This window comes from Pseudonocardia xinjiangensis, assembly GCF_012911925.1.
GTDB classification, from domain to species: Bacteria; Actinomycetota; Actinomycetes; order Mycobacteriales; family Pseudonocardiaceae; genus Pseudonocardia; species Pseudonocardia xinjiangensis.
Genome location: NZ_JAAXKY010000089.1, coordinates 16,605 through 30,447, shown reverse-complemented (window position 1 = coordinate 30,447; position 13,843 = coordinate 16,605). Strand labels below are relative to the sequence as shown.

Below are 13,843 nucleotides of genomic sequence, written 5' to 3'. Positions count from 1 at the left end.
ACCCCCCGCGAGTCGCCCGGTTCCCGCCCGCGAGTCGCCCGGTTCCGGTCCGCGAGTCGCCCGGTTCGGGCCCGCGAGTCGCCCGGTTCGCGTGCGCGGTCGCTCGTCCGCTCCGCCGAAGGCCCCGCCTCCGCCGCCCGGGCAGTCTCCGTGGGCCGCCCGCGCCCCGCTCCGCCTGCCCGCCCAGACGCTCCTCGCAGAGGGGGTGGGTTCCTCGCAGACGTCGTGGGCCCTGCGACGAACCCACCCGCCCTGCGAAGACGCTTCCCACTCCGCGAGTCGCCCACTTTGCGCGCGCGAGTCGCCGGACTCTGCGGCGGCGGCGCGAAGGAGGCTGCGCCGCCCAGCGCAAGCCGTGCACGTACCGCCACGCGCCCCGGCGGGGGCCTCGACTCCGGCCGGCGGAGACCTCCCAGCACTCCTCGCAGAGCGCATGGGTTCCTCGCAGACGCTGGGGGCCCTGCGAGGAGCACGCTCACTCTGCGAGGACGGTCCGCGAGCGGCGGAGACCGGTGTCAGAGCGTGGACCGCATAAAGGTCTCCTCCTGCTCCGTGAACATGACTGGCAGGCTCCGGCGATGCTCCTGCGCCCGACGAGCGTCGGGGTCCCGGGCGACCGCAGCCTGGATTCGGTCGTAAGCGGCGCGGTCGTCGTACTCCCAGACCGCGACGACCCTGCCGTCCTCCGTCTCCCACCGGCCGATCAGACGTGCCCCGTGCCGGAGCTGGACAGGAAGCAACCAGATCCGGAAGAACTCGTGGAAGACGGCCGCCCCGTCCACCGTCGTGCGGTACGTACGCATCCGATAGACCATGCAGATGATCGAACTCCGGACGCCGGGCGCGCTTGCTCCGGCCCCGCTCCGGGACGGTTCGTACCTCGGGGCGACACGCCGGAAGCGTGATCAGCGGTCAGGAGCCCGAGCCGTCCCCCACGCGGCCGGTGGCCCGGGCCGCTGATCACGCCGTGCTGGTCAGACCAGGGTGATCACGCGGGCCGGGCACGCGTGCTCCGCCGCCCGGGCCGCGGGCTCCTGGTCGGGGGTGGGCTGCTCCTCCAGGACGACCACGGTGCCCTCGTCGTCCTGGTCGAACAGCTCCGGTGCGTTGAGGACGCACTGGCCCGCTCCGATGCAGCGGTCGCGGTCGACCGTGATCTTCATGTCGCTCACCTCGTCACCAGCTCACCGGTAGCGCCTGGACGCCGTACACGACCATCTTGTCCCGGTAGCGGATGTCGTCCACCGGAACCGCAACCCGAAGCTCGGGGAAGCGGCGCAGCAGCGCCGGGTAGGCGATCTGCAGCTCCAGCCGGGCCAGCGGCTGCCCGAGGCACTGGTGGACGCCGAAGCCGAACGCGAGGTGGTGGTTCGACTCGCGGTGGATGTCGAGCTCGTCGGGGGCCGGGAAAGCCGCGGCGTCCCGGTTGGCCGACTCGGTGGCCGCGATGATCCCCTCACCTGCGCGGATGGTCACCCCGCCGATCTCGATGTCATCGAGGGCGACGCGGCGGCGTCCGGTGTGCACGACGGTGAGCAGCCGCAGCAGCTCCTCCACGGCGCGGTTCACCACGGCGGGGTCACCGTCCCGGACCTCCGCGGCCTGCTCCGGGTTCTGGAGCAGGGTGAGCGTGCCGAAGCCGATCATGTTCGCCGTGGTCTCGTGGCCTGCGACGAGCAGCAGCAGGGCCATCGACACCGCGTCGTCCCGGCTGAGCTCCCCGGTCAGGACGTACCGCTGGGCGAGCCGTCCCAGGATGTCGTCGGTCGGCTCGGCCTCCTTCTCCGCCATGAGCCCCGTCAGGTAGTCCCGCAGCTCATCGCTCGCGCGCACGGTCTCCGCCGGGTCCATGGTGATGTCGAGGATCGCGCGGGAGTGCATCTGGAAGAAGTCGTGGTCCTTGTAGGGCACCCCGAGCATCTGGCAGATCACCATCGAGGGCAGCGGGAGCGCGAACGCCTCGACGAGGTCGGTGGGCCGCGGGCCCCGCTCCATCTCGTCGAGCAGGTCGTCCACGATCTTCGTGATCAGCGGGCGCAGCGACTCGGTGCGCCGCACCGTGAAGTCACTGATGACCATCTTCCGGTACCGGGCGTGCTCCGGGTCGTCCATCGTGATGAAGCTGGTCGAGTTCCTGCGCCGAGCGAGGATCCCCGGTGACTGGGCCGGGTAGCCGGGCCGGTAGGCGTCGGAGCTGACACGGCGGTCGGCGAGCAGGCTGCGCACGTCGTCGTAGCGCGTCACCAGCCAGGGTGAGCTGCCGTCCCAGATGCGTACGCGGCTGATGGGCTTCTCGGCCCGCAGCTGCGCGAGCTCGGCAGGCGGGTCGAACGGGCAGCCTCGCGGCATCGGGTAGGTCGGCTCCGCCGACGCGTCCGCGGCGTGCCCGGCAGTGATCGTCATGACGACCTCCTCATTCTCGCTGTCCCACCTACTTTAGCTACGCTAACTAACAGATGTGAGCCGCGCTGGGAAACATCTATGAAAACGGCGTCCGCGCCGAGCGCGGCCGATCTTCGGACCTCCGCCACATCCGCGAGGAAATCGGACATCCGGCGAGGAAGATCAGGCCGCCGCCGAGACCGGAAAGGGCCACACTGGGCCGCGGAGCCGCCGGACCGGCGGCGCGGAGCCGGGAGGTCGGCGTGACCGAGAACAACGACAGGTCCGACGCGGGGCAGGCCGCCCGCGTCGTGCTCGCGCTGCCCCCGTCCGAAACCGGAGACTCCCCCGCCCGCGTCGTCCTCGAGGTCGTGCACCGATCCGGCGACCTCGACGCGGAACCCGTGGACGGGAAATCGGACGGGACGCTGCACCAGCAGCTGGTGGCCGGCACGGCGGGCGCGGGCACGAGTCCCCACCTGGCGGCGCTGCAACGCATCGCCGACGAGAACGGCGGCAACCGCGCCTCCCCGAGCCCCGGCTACGACGCGAGCGTGGAGTACGTGGTCGAGGTCCTCACCGCCGCGGGCTACGACGTCAGCACCCCCACCTATCCGCTGCCGAAGCGCCGCCGGCGCGAGGGTGAGAAGTGGTGCCGTCAGGTGGTGGCGCAGACCCGGACAGGGGACCCCGGCCGGGTGGTTCTGATCGGCGCGCACCTCGACTCGGTGCGCAAGGGGCCGGGGATCAACGACAACGGCTCCGGGGTCAGTGCGCTGCTGGAGATCGCGACGCAGCTGGGCGGCTCCCCGCTCGTGCGCAACGCGGTGCGCTTCGGCTTCTGGGGCTCAGAGGAGGACGACCTCAAGGGGTCGATCCACTACGCGAAGACGCTGACGCGCCGCGACCGGGACGACATCCTGGCCTACGTCAACGTCGACATGGTCGCCTCGCCGAACGCCGGCTACTTCGTACTGGGCGGTGAGGGGAAGAGCCGCAAGAAGTTCGGGCCGCCCGGCTCGGGACAGGTGGTGCTCGTCCTGGTCGAGCAGCTCGCCGCCGCCGGTGTCGTCGCCAGGACCGTGCCGCTGGACGACGAGTCCGACTACGCGCCCTTCGTCGAGGCCGGAATCCCGACGGCGGGCGTGATGGCAGGCGACACGCTGAAGAAGACCGAGAAGCAGGCCCAGCGGTGGGGAGGCAAGGCGGGCGTGAAGTTCGACCCGAACTACCACACCCCGCGCGACCGGCTGGAAGCGCTGGACCGCACCGTGATGCAGCGCTTCACCAGCGCCCTGGCCGGGACGGTGGCCCACTTCGCCATGTCGCCGGACGGTCGGCCCAGCTCAGGCGGCTCGATCGGCTGAGAGCGACGCATCGAGGACCGACCTCGAACGTGACGTGTAGCGGAGCTCGGGACGGGTAGTCACCGCGAATCTCGAACCGGTCAGCCACGCCCGATCCTCCTGATCGACGGCGGCGCGCCGACCGATGGAGCACACCATGGTCGACACGACAACCGCCAGAACCGGGCTCTACGGCAGCAACATCGGCGCGAACATGCTCGCCGCAGCGGTCGCCGAGACCGTCGGAACGTTCATCCTGGTCTACGGCGGCACCGCCGTGGCGGTCGCCGCGGCGCTCCAACGCCCCGTCGCCGGGCCGGCGTACGACTCGTTGGCCACGCCGCTGGCGTTCGGACTGGCACTGCTCGCCGTGGTCGCGGCCGTCGGGCACGTGTCCGGCGGGCACGTGAATCCCGCGGTGACGCTCGGGCTCGCCGCCACCGGCTCGTTCCCCTGGCGCTACGTACCGGCGTATCTCATCGCCCAGCTCGTCGGGGCCGTCCTGGGTGCCCTGGCCACGTGGGCGACGTTCGGGGCTCCCGGTCGTGACCAGGTCGCCCTCGCCGCGACCGTCCCGGGGCCCGGCGTAGGTGTCGGTACGGCCGTGCTCGTCGAGGCGCTGGTGACCTTCGTGCTGGTGTTCGTAGTGGTCTCCGTGGCCACCGACGACCGCGTCCATTCAAGCCTCGCTCCGATCGCGGTCGGCGCCGGCCTCGCCGTTGCGGTGCTGGTCGCCGGGCCGGTCACCGGCGGCGCGGCCAATCCCGCACGAGCGCTCGGTCCCGCACTGGTCGCCGGCGAGTTCACCAGCCTCTGGGTGTACATCGTCGCCCCGCTGATCGGTGGTATCGCCGCCGCTGTGGTCTACGACCGGTTCCTCGCGAAAGGACGGGCACCGGAGTAGGTCGCAGGTCGACAGCCGGCAGCGGCCGCAGGAGCCCCGCGCCGGGGTACGCGCGCTTTCTGGACCGCCCGGGATCGCCTCGGGATCGCCTCGGGATCGTCGTGACATTCGCCTGTTCGCCCCAGCAGGGGCGGAAGCGCGGATCCGTCTCGATGGTGAGGTGCATCTCGTCGACGCGCCGCGCCCGCTCATCCCCCACCTGCACGGGGCGACCGCCTCGCCGCCCTGCGCAGGTCACAGGGCCGGGGGGCGCCCGGTCGGGCGCGCCGGACCCGGACGATCCCCGCCGCACACGACGTCCCGATGGCTCGTGGCCGCGCTTCGAATGTCGCCCCACGCGGCGCCGACTTAGGGTCGTTCTGAGCTACTACAGAACGGGGATGAGCCGTGGGCGTGCAGCGGTGGTTGGAGAGCTGGCCGGTCTACCGGCAGCTGACCGGGTCCGATCCATTGGGCCGGGGTGCAGCCGCGGAGTCGCCCAGCTACACCGCGATGCGCCCGCGCACGGAGACGGCCGACCGGGTCGCCGGCTCGGTCTGCCCGTTCTGCGCGGTCGGCTGCGCCCAGCGCGTCTACGTGCGTGACGAGAAGGTCATCCAGATCGAGGGCGACCCGGACTCCCCGATCTCCCGCGGCCGGCTGTGCCCGAAGGGTTCGGCAAGTCTGCAGCTCGTCACGGGTCCGCAGCGCCAGGAGAAGGTCCGCTACCGGGCGCCCTACGCCACCGAGTGGACGGATCTCGACCTGGACACCGCGATGGAGATGGTCGTCGACCGCATGCTCGACGCGCGCGAGCGCGGGTGGCAGGAGAGCGACGAGCACGGCAACCGGCTCGCCCGCACGATGGGCATGGCGAGCCTGGGTGGTGCGACGCTCGACAACGAGGAGAACTACCTCATCAAGAAGCTCTTCACCGCGCTCGGCGCCATCCAGATCGAGAACCAGGCGCGTATTTGACACTCCGCCACCGTCCCCGGTCTGGGGGCTTCGTTCGGGCGCGGCGGCGCCACCGACTACCAGCAGGACCTCGCCAACGCCGACTGCATCATCATCATGGGCTCGAACATGGCCGAGGCCCACCCGGTCGGGTTCCAGTGGGTGGTGGAGGCCAAGTCGCGCGGGGCCCGCGTGATCCACATCGACCCCCGGTTCACACGCACCAGCGCGCTCGCCGACACGTTCGTCCCGCTGCGGGCCGGCACCGACATCGCGTTCCTCGGTGGGGTGATCAACCACGTCCTCACCCACGACCTCGACTTCCGGGAGTACGTCCGCGCCTACACCAACGCGGCGTTCCTCGTCGCCGAGGGCTTCGAGGACACCGAGGACCTCGACGGCCTCTTCAGCGGATACGACGCCGAGACCGGCACCTACGGGCGCGACCTCTGGCAGTACGAGAGCGCCGAGCAGGCCCGGACCGAGCGTGAGGGCGGCGAGGGTGGCGGGGACTCGGCGATGGACCAGGAGCGGACCTCCCCGATGGGGCACGGGGCGGCCGGCGCCCCGCTCTCCGGAACGACCGGCGACATCGCGCAGGACCCGACGCTGCAGCACCCGCGGTGCGTGTTCCAGATCCTCAAGCGCCACTTCTCCCGCTACACCCCGGAGATGGTCGAGCGGATCTGCGGGACGCTCCCGGGGCAGTTCCGTGAGGTGTGCGAGGCGTGGACGGCGAACTCGAACCGGGAGCGCACCACGGCTCTGGTCTACAGCGTCGGGTGGACCCAGCACAGCGTGGGCGCCCAGTACATCCGGGCCGGCTCGATCCTCCAGCTGCTGCTGGGCAACATCGGCCGCCCCGGGGGCGGGGTGTTCGCGCTGCGCGGGCACGCCAGCATCCAGGGCTCCACCGACATCCCGACGCTGTTCAACCTGCTGCCCGGCTACCTGCCGATGCCCACCGCGGGCTCGCACGAGGACCTGCCCACCTACCTCGACGACCTGCGCAGCCCCACGCAGAAGGGCTACTGGGCGGGCGCGGACGCGTACCTGGTGTCCCTGCTCAAGGAGTACTTCGGCGACAACGCCACGGAGGGCAACGGCTACGGCTTCGACTGGCTGCCGCGCATCAACGGCGACCACGGCACGTACCGCACGGTCATGGACATGGTCGACGGCAAGGTCTTCGGCTACTTCCTGCTCGGCCAGAACCCGGCCGTCGGGTCCGCGCACGGCAAGCTGCAACGACTCGGCATGGCCAACCTCGACTGGCTGGTCGTCCGCGACCTCGCCATGATCGAGAGCGCCACGTTCTGGAAGGACTCCCCCGAGGTCGAGACGGGCGAGATCGTCCCCGAGATGTGCCGCACGGAGGTCTTCTTCTTCCCGGCGGCCTCGCACGTGGAGAAGGAGGGCACCTTCACCCAGACGCAGCGGATGCTGCAGTGGCGGGAGAAGGCCGTGGAGCCGGTCGGCGACCAGCGCTCGGAGCTGTGGTTCTTCTACCACCTGGGCCGCATGATCCGGGAGCGGCTGGCGGGGTCCACCGACCCGCGCGACGAGCCGGTGCAGAAGCTCGACTGGAGCTACGCGGTGCAGGGCGGCGGGGCGTGGCCCGAGCCGTCGGCGCAGGACGTGCTGCGCCGGATCAACGGGTACCGCACCGACACGGGCGAGCCGGTCGGCGGCTACACCGAGCTGGCGGCCGACGGCAGCACCGCGTGCGGCTGCTGGATCTACAGCGGTGTGTTCGCCGACGGGGTCAACCAGGCGGCACGCCGCGTCGCGCACGCCGAACAGGGCCCCTACGACGCGGAGTGGGGCTGGACCTGGCCGTCCAACCGGCGGGTGCTCTACAACCGGGCGTCCGCCGATCCGGAGGGCCGGCCGTGGAGCGAGCGCAAGAAGCTGGTCTGGTGGGACGCCGAGCAGGGCGAGTGGACCGGCGACGACGTCCCTGACTTCCCGAAGAAGACCCCGCCGGGCTTCGTCCCGCCCGAGGACGCGACCGGGCCGGACGCGCTGCGCGGTGACGACGCGTTCATCATGCAGGCGGACGGCAAGGCGTGGCTGTTCGCTCCGCACGGGATGCTCGACGGTCCGCTGCCCACGCACTACGAACCGCACGAGTCGCCCGCGCGGAACCTGCTCTACGGCCAGCAGGGCAACCCGACGCGCAAGGTCTACGGCCGCCTGGACAACCCGTCGAACCCGTCCCCGCCCGAGGCGCACCGCGAGGTGTTCCCGTTCGTCCTCACGGCGGCGCGGCTCACCGAGCACCACACCGCGGGCGGGATGAGCCGGCAGCTGCCCTACCTGGCGGAGCTGCAGCCGGAGCTGTTCGTCGAGGTCTCCCCCGAGCTGGCCCGGATCCGGGGGCTCTCGCACCTGGGCTACGCCCACGTCGTCACCAGCCGGGCCGCGGTGGAGGCCCGCGTCGTCGTCACCGACCGGATGGCACCGCTGCGGATCGACGGCGAGGTCGTCCACCAGGTGTGGCTGCCCTACCACTGGGGCGGCTCCGGACTGGTGACCGGCGACGTCGTGAACGACCTGCTGGGGGTCGTCACGGACGCGAACGTCTTCATCCAGGAGAGCAAGGTCGCCACCTGCGACGTCCGTCCGGGGCACCGCCCTCGCGGGGCGGCGCTGACGGCGATGCTCGCCGAGACCCGGGCCCGCGCCGGCGTGACGATCGAGACGGGCACCACGATCGCCACCGCGGCCGGGGTCCCCCACCTGCAGCACACCGAGGAGTCGTCATGACCTCCAACCGGCTGTCCGGTCCCCTGGACGACGTCGCCGGGGAGGCGGGCCACGCCGACCATCCACCCCGCGTCGGCTTCTTCACCGACACCTCGATCTGCATCGGCTGCAAGGCCTGCGAGGTGGCGTGCAAGGAGTGGAACGCGGTGCCGGAGGACGGGCTGGACCTGCTCGGCATGTCGTTCGACAACACCGGGATGCTCGGCGCGAACTCGTGGCGCCACGTCGCATTCATCGAGCAGCCGCGCGCGCTCGGTCACCAGGACCCCGGTTTCGCCGGGCTGCCCACCGGCCCGACCAGCGGGGACGGGATGGCCGATGCCGTCGGGCCCCGGCTGCGCGAGGCCGAACGCGGTGGCTCCGAGCTGGGCACCAGCCCGCTGCACACCCCGAACCACACCGAGAGCCTCGGGATGCCCGCCTTCTCCCGGCCCGGTGAGGGCACGGGCGCCGAGGGACGCACCGACTTCCGGTGGCTGATGGCGTCGGACGTGTGCAAGCACTGCACCCACGCCGGCTGTCTCGACGTCTGCCCGACCGGGGCGCTCTTCCGCACCGAGTTCGGCACGGTGGTCGTGCAGCAGAACATCTGCAACGGCTGCGGGTACTGCGTCTCGGGCTGCCCGTACGGCGTCATCGACCGGCGCCCGGAGGACGGCCGCGCGCAGAAGTGCACGCTCTGCTACGACCGTCTGGAGGGCGGCCTCGAGCCGGCCTGCGCCAAGGCCTGCCCCACCGACTCCATCCAGTTCGGCGAGCTCGACGAGCTGCGCGAACGCGCGGACCGCCGGCTCGCGCAGCTGCACGACATCGGCGTGACGGAGGCCCGGCTCTACGGGCGCGACCCGGATGACGGCGTGGGCGGCGACGGGGCGTTCTTCCTGCTCCTCGACGAGCCCGAGGTCTACGGCCTGCCGCCGGACCCGGTCGTCCCCACCCGCGACGCCCCCTCGATGTGGCGGCACGCCGGCGCGGCCGCCGCGGCGTTCGCACTCGCCGGGATCGGCGCGTTCATCTCGACCGCGATCGGAGGCCGGCGGTGAGTGAGGGCCGGGACCCGGTCACCGCGGAGCGCTCCAGCGACGAGGGCTCCACCGGGCGGGAGGCGCAGATGTTCCAGGGGCGCCGGCGTCGCCGCCGCGGCGGTGGCGAGCCGACCGTCGTCCCCGACGCCGAGTTCCGCTCCTACTACGGGCGACCCGTGCTCAAGGCCCCCGTCTGGGAGTGGAAGATCGCCGCCTACCTCTTCTCCGGTGGCCTGGCCGCGGGCAGCGCGGTGGTGGCGGCCGGCGCCGACCTGACCGGCCGGGAGCAGCTGCGCCGGGTCGGTTGGCTCGGCTCGTTCGCGGCCCTGCTGGCGAGCGTGTACTTCCTGGTCACCGACCTGGGCCGCCCCGAACGCTTCCACCACATGCTGCGGGTGCTCAAGCCGACCTCGCCGATGAGCGTCGGGACCTGGATCCTCAGCGCCTTCGGCCCCGGCGTCGGCGTGGCGGCACTGCGTGAGCTGGTGCCGGCGCGCCGGCGCCACACGGGGCCGGCCCGGCTGCTGGGCCGGCTGGCCCGCCCCGCCGGGCTGTCCGCCGCTGCCACGGCGCCCGGCGTGGCCTCCTACACGGCGGTGCTGCTGTCCCACACCGCCGTGCCCGGCTGGAACGAGGTCCGCGACGAGCTCCCGTTCGTGTTCGCCGGTTCCGCCGCAGCGAGCGGGGGCGGTCTGGGGATGCTGTGCGCGCCGGTGGCCGAGGCCGGGCCGGCCCGGGTGTTCGCCGCCGTCGGTGCCGCGGGCGAGCTCATCGCGTCGCGACGCATGGAGCAGCGCATGGGCCTCGTCCGCGAGGTCTACCACCACGGCCGGGCCGGGAAGCTCCGGCGCGGGGCGGAGCTGCTCACCGTGGCGGGCCTGGCAGGCACCGTCCTCGTGGCGGGCCGCAGCCGGGCCGGGGCGGCGGCGTCGGGGCTCGCGCTGCTGGCCGGCAGCGCCCTGCAGCGCTTCGGTGTCTTCGAGGCGGGCACGGAGTCGACGAAGGACCCCCGGTACGTCGTCGTGCCACAACGCGAACGCCTGGAGAACGCGCGGAACGACGCGAACCAGTAAGCAATTCGTGCCGCACCGGCGTCCCGTCCGGCGTTAGCGTGACGACATGATCTCCGTTCCACTGTCCGTTCTGGACCTCACTCCGGTACAAGAAGGACATTCGGCCCAGGAAGCGCTGGACAACACCGTCGAATTGGCCCGTCGGACCGAGAAGTTCGGATATCGCAGATTCTGGGTGACCGAGCACCACAGCACGCACATCGCCGCGAGTGCCGCGCCTGCCGTGCTCGTCGGGCAGATCGCCGCCACGACATCCGCGATCACGGTCGGCTCCGGCGGGGTGATGCTGAACAACCACGCACCGCTGGCCGTGGCCGAGCAGTTCGCCACCCTCGATGCGCTCCATCCCGGGCGGATCGACCTGGGCGTCGGCGGCGGGGCGGGCACCACCGACGAGCGCGTCACCCGTGCCCTGCGGCAGCACGCGACGGACGGCACGGATCCGTACGCCCAGGATGTGCATGCCCTGGACGGCTATCTCGCCCAGGACGACTCGGGGGACGACGTCTTCCTCCTCCCGCGGTACGAGACCAGGCCGGCACTCTGGCTGCTGGCGTCGACGACGACCGGGGCGCGGTTGGCCGCGGAGCTGGGGCTGCCGCTGGCGTTCGCCCACCACATCCGCCCGCAGAACGCCACCGAGTCTCTCGCCTGCTACCGGGAGGGGTTCCGGCCGTCCCGCTGGTCGGACCGGCCGTACGTGATGCTCGCGGTGCAGGCCGTCTGCGCCGACTCGGACGAGCGGGCCCAGGCACTGGCCCTGCCGGGCGACCTCCTGCGCGCCGACCTCCTGGCGGGCCGGGCGAAGTCGCTGCTCTCCCCCGAGGCCGCCGCGGTCCGGTGGGCGAAGGAGGCGGATCCGGGCGCCTCGGCGGAGACGCGGACACGGGTGCGCGGCACCCCCGAGGAGGTCGTCGGGCACCTCGCAGGACTCGTGGACGAGCACGGCGCCGACGAGCTGATGATCACGTCGTCGATCTACGACCTCGACGACCGCACTCGCTCGTACGAGCTGATCGCCGCCGGGGCCGCGGCATGACGATCGCCACACTGCCGGCTGCGGGTAGCCCGTCGGCCGCCTAGTAATGGTGTGAGGGAAAGCCCGGATACCGAACACCTTTCCGGCTGGCGGAAACGCCGTCTCTCCGCCTCGCATTGCCGGTCAGCATCGTCGGAGACGACCCTCGCCATCGTTGGAGCACATCCGTGAAGAGCACGCACGAAGAGTCCGAGATCGACCTCCTCGTCGCCGATCGTCGCGTCGCCGCCGACGGGGTCGTCGCCCTCACGCTGCGCCATCCCGCAGGCGAGGAGCTGCCTGCCTGGGAGCCCGGTGCGCACGTCGACCTGATCCTGACCGAGGACCTCACCCGGCAGTACTCGCTGTGCGGTGACCCGGCCGACCGCAGCAGCTGGCAGATCGCGGTGCTGCAGGAGTCCGACGGCCGCGGGGGGTCGGCGTACGTCCACGACAAGCTCAACCCCGGCACGACCGTGCGGGTGCGCGGCCCGCGCAACCACTTCCCGCTGGAGCCCGCCGACCGCTACCTGTTCATCGCCGGCGGGATCGGGATCACCCCACTCCTGCCCATGCTCGAGGCCGCCACCGCCGCGGGCGCGGAGTGGCAGCTCGTCTACGGCGGCCGCACCGCCGCCTCCATGGCCTTCGTGGCCGACCTGCGCGCCGCGCACGGCGACGACCGCGTGGTGCTGCGCCCGCAGGACGAGCACGGCCTGCTGGACCTGGAGGCCCTGCTCGGTGCCCCCGCCGGGGACACGCTGGTCTACTGCTGCGGCCCCGGCCCCCTGCTCGACGCCGTCGAGGAACGCTGTTCGAGCTGGCCGTCGGGCGCCCTGCACACCGAGCGGTTCACGCCCAAGGAACAGGGCGAGCCCGTGCTGAGCGGCGCGTTCGAGGTGGAGCTGGCCCAGAGCGGGCTGACGCTCACCGTGCCGCCGGACCGTTCGATCCTCGAGGTCGTGGAGGACGCGGGCGTGCAGGTCCTCTCCTCGTGCCAGGAGGGCACCTGCGGGACCTGCGAGACCGCCGTGCTCGGCGGCCAGGTGGACCACCGTGACTCGCTGCTCACCGATGAGGAGAAGGCCGCCAACGACACGATGTTCGTCTGCGTCTCCCGTGCGGCGTGCCCGAAGCTCGTGCTCGACCTCTGACGCCACCACCACCTCGGAACGGCAGGCCCACGATGACGACGTCGCAGACCGTCCCAGCGCTGGGCGACGACCCCTTCGGCAGCGAGATCCTCACCGACCCGTACGAGTTCCACGCGCGGCTGCGCGAGGCCGCCCCCGTCGTCCACCTGCCGCGCTACGACCTGCTGGCGATGGGCCGCTACGCTGAGGTGCGGGCCACCCTCTCGGATTGGGAGACGTTCGTGTCGAGCCGCGGGGTCGGGCTCAGCGACTTCGGCCGCGAGAAGCCGTGGCGGCCGCCGAGCCTCCTGCTGGAAGCCGACCCGCCCGACCACACCGTCGTCCGCACCGCGATGAACGGGGTGATCTCGCCCCGGAACGTCCGCAAGCTGCGCGCGGAGTTCGCGGCCGCCGCCGACGAGCTGGCCGACACGCTCGTCGCACGCGGCCGCTTCGACGCCGTCACCGATCTCGCCGAGATCTTCCCGGTGAGGGTGTTCGGTGACGCCGTCGGCCTTCCGGCACAGGGGCGGGAGAACCTGCTGCCCTACGGGGCGCTCGCGTTCAACGCCTTCGGCCCGCGCAACCAGCTGCTCACCGACGCGCTCGCCAAGGCGGCACCGGTGCAGGAGTGGATCCTCGCCCACTGCCAGCGCGACGAGCTCACCCCCGACGGTCTCGGGGCCGAGGTCTGGGCCGCAGCGGACCGGGGGGAGATCACCCACGAGCAGGCACCACTGCTCGTCCGCTCGCTGCTCACGGCAGGCCTCGACACCACCGTGTACGGCCTGGGGAACACGCTGTACGCCCTGGCCCGGCACCCGGAGCAGTGGGCCGCCCTGCACGCCGACCCCAAGCTGGCGAAGTTCGCCTTCGACGAGGCGCTGCGCTGGGAGGCCCCGATCCAGACCTTCTTCCGCACCGCCGCGGCCGACGCGGTGGTCGCGGGCATCCCGATCCCGAAGGACACGAAGGTCGTGCTCTTCCTCGGCTCGGCCAACCGCGACAGCCGCCACTGGGGCGACGACGCCGAGACGTTCGACGTCCGGCGCTCCGCCGGCGGGCACGTCGCCTTCGGCATGGGCATCCACCAGTGCGTCGGTCAGCCGATCGCCCGGTTGGAGGCCGAGGTCGTGCTCGGCGCCTTCGCCAGCAGGGCCGCACGGCTCGAGCTCGACGGCGAGCCCGTTCCCAAGCTCAACAACACGCTCAAGGGCTGGGCGAGCATCCCGGTCCGTGTCACGGCGGCCTGACCGC

At 72.1% G+C, this 13,843-nt stretch carries 11 protein-coding genes; 8 read left to right on the top strand and 3 right to left on the bottom strand.

The genetic code is table 11. The annotated features are described in order from the left end of the window. Window positions 1–515: 515 nt before the first annotated feature. From HF577_RS23960 to HF577_RS23950, 3 genes are all read right to left on the bottom strand, one after another. Complete coding sequence (locus HF577_RS23960) at window positions 516–803, bottom strand: NIPSNAP family protein (protein WP_169398189.1); 288 nt, start codon at window positions 801–803, stop codon at window positions 516–518. Between the two features lie 171 nt (window positions 804–974). Then, window positions 975–1,163, bottom strand: a complete 189-nt coding sequence (locus tag HF577_RS23955; protein ID WP_169398188.1) for a ferredoxin — start codon at window positions 1,161–1,163, stop codon at window positions 975–977. A 13-nt stretch (window positions 1,164–1,176) separates the two neighbouring features. Beyond that, window positions 1,177–2,403, bottom strand: coding sequence for a cytochrome P450 (locus HF577_RS23950; RefSeq protein ID WP_169398187.1), 1,227 nt, complete (start codon window positions 2,401–2,403; stop codon window positions 1,177–1,179). 242 nt (window positions 2,404–2,645) lie between these two features. Between HF577_RS23950 and HF577_RS23945 the strand changes: the two genes are divergently transcribed. The 8 genes from HF577_RS23945 (at window position 2,646) to HF577_RS23905 (ending at window position 13,839) form a co-directional block, all read left to right on the top strand. Continuing rightward, on the top strand, window positions 2,646–3,749 hold the full coding sequence (locus tag HF577_RS23945; protein WP_312859336.1) for a M28 family peptidase: 1,104 nt from the start codon (window positions 2,646–2,648) through the stop codon (window positions 3,747–3,749). Between the two features lie 136 nt (window positions 3,750–3,885). Beyond that, entirely contained in the window at window positions 3,886–4,632 is a 747-nt protein-coding gene (locus HF577_RS23940; RefSeq protein WP_169398186.1) for an MIP/aquaporin family protein, read from the top strand. A gap of 387 nt (window positions 4,633–5,019) precedes the next feature. Beyond that, window positions 5,020–8,337 carry a formate dehydrogenase gene (gene fdh / locus HF577_RS23930; RefSeq protein ID WP_312859335.1) on the top strand — a complete coding sequence of 1,106 codons (3,318 nt, stop codon included), beginning with the start codon at window positions 5,020–5,022 and terminating at the stop codon, window positions 8,335–8,337. Next, window positions 8,334–9,380 (top strand): 4Fe-4S dicluster domain-containing protein, encoded by a 1,047-nt coding sequence (locus tag HF577_RS23925; protein WP_169398184.1) that lies wholly within the window; start codon window positions 8,334–8,336, stop codon window positions 9,378–9,380. Before fdh ends, HF577_RS23925 begins: the two co-directional genes overlap by 4 nt. 68 nt (window positions 9,381–9,448) lie before the next feature. Next, a complete protein-coding gene (gene nrfD / locus HF577_RS23920) occupies window positions 9,449–10,435 on the top strand; it encodes an NrfD/PsrC family molybdoenzyme membrane anchor subunit (protein ID WP_169398191.1) in 987 nt (328 codons plus the stop codon). 46 nt (window positions 10,436–10,481) lie between these two features. Continuing rightward, a complete protein-coding gene (locus HF577_RS23915; RefSeq protein ID WP_169398183.1) occupies window positions 10,482–11,474 on the top strand; it encodes an LLM class flavin-dependent oxidoreductase in 993 nt (330 codons plus the stop codon). A 167-nt stretch (window positions 11,475–11,641) separates the two neighbouring features. Beyond that, a complete protein-coding gene (locus HF577_RS23910) occupies window positions 11,642–12,607 on the top strand; it encodes a PDR/VanB family oxidoreductase (RefSeq protein ID WP_169398182.1) in 966 nt (321 codons plus the stop codon). Window positions 12,608–12,639: 32 nt separating this feature from the next. Then, entirely contained in the window at window positions 12,640–13,839 is a 1,200-nt protein-coding gene (locus HF577_RS23905) for a cytochrome P450 (protein ID WP_169398181.1), read from the top strand. The last annotated feature ends 4 nt before the right edge of the window (window positions 13,840–13,843 follow it).

What these genes read in the sequence shown, in the direction of transcription:
- HF577_RS23915 (WP_169398183.1), top strand. Translation starts at nt 10,482, where the DNA reads ATGATCTCCGTTCCACTGTCCGTTCTGGACCTCACTCCGGTACAAGAA.
- nrfD (WP_169398191.1), top strand. Translation starts at nt 9,449, where the DNA reads ATGTTCCAGGGGCGCCGGCGTCGCCGCCGCGGCGGTGGCGAGCCGACC.
- HF577_RS23950 (WP_169398187.1), bottom strand. Translation starts at nt 2,403, where the DNA reads ATGACGATCACTGCCGGGCACGCCGCGGACGCGTCGGCGGAGCCGACC.
- HF577_RS23955 (WP_169398188.1), bottom strand. Translation starts at nt 1,163, where the DNA reads ATGAAGATCACGGTCGACCGCGACCGCTGCATCGGAGCGGGCCAGTGC.
- HF577_RS23940 (WP_169398186.1), top strand. Translation starts at nt 3,886, where the DNA reads ATGGTCGACACGACAACCGCCAGAACCGGGCTCTACGGCAGCAACATC.
- HF577_RS23960 (WP_169398189.1), bottom strand. Translation starts at nt 803, where the DNA reads ATGCGTACGTACCGCACGACGGTGGACGGGGCGGCCGTCTTCCACGAG.
- HF577_RS23925 (WP_169398184.1), top strand. Translation starts at nt 8,334, where the DNA reads ATGACCTCCAACCGGCTGTCCGGTCCCCTGGACGACGTCGCCGGGGAG.
- HF577_RS23905 (WP_169398181.1), top strand. Translation starts at nt 12,640, where the DNA reads ATGACGACGTCGCAGACCGTCCCAGCGCTGGGCGACGACCCCTTCGGC.